The organism is Bartonella sp. AA1HLJMS (assembly GCF_042197445.1).
Taxonomy (GTDB): Bacteria; Pseudomonadota; Alphaproteobacteria; order Rhizobiales; family Rhizobiaceae; genus Bartonella.
Map to the genome: position 1 here is coordinate 1 of NZ_JBHIRW010000290.1, position 638 is coordinate 638.

The 638-nt window shown below is 41.1% G+C and carries 1 pseudogene; it reads right to left on the minus strand.

Features of this window, described 5'->3' with window-relative positions:
- A pseudogene (locus ACFIQE_RS11275) lies at nt 1–638 on the minus strand (DUF3987 domain-containing protein); the annotation flags it as partial.

Here is a 638-nt window from a genome sequence, read left to right on the forward strand (position 1 = left end):
TGTAAGCTTTCAGAAAGGTTATTCTCTTTGGCTTCTTTAAAAATCTTTTGCATCCATTCACGAAAGATCTCTTGAGCTTCAGCAGAAAAACGCATCACAAGCGGATATTCTGGTGAACCAAGGGGGTTATCATAAAGAGAACGAAATGCCCCTTCATAAGTTTCCCATGCCTCTTGATTGGGCGGTCTATCAACCCATTTCCAATCTTTTGTCTCATCGGGTCATACAAGCATTTGAAAGCGTTGTAAGAAACCATCATTGCCTTTGCCATATAAAACATTGCGTATAAAGGGCAGAATGCGAGAGGGTTGAATGCCCCCTATAATAGAGACGGTTGCATTGGGAATAAAAATGGTTCCACGCCCAATCCGGTCATAAGTAAATTGATCATCGCCATTAAAAGCTGTTAAATAAAAGGAACGGTCTGTTTGATATTCCTTCCGTTCCATATCTGTTAAGAAACCGGATAATTCATCACGCACCATCAAGAGACCACGGGGGTTTTCTTTTAAAAGTTCCCCAAGCTTTTCAACGGTCACATCATTGACAATAAAACGAGAGACATCCTCATCACGCGTATTGTCTTTAGAGAGGGTTTCAGACAAAAGAGCACGGGCTGTTTCAAGATCTCCTTTTTT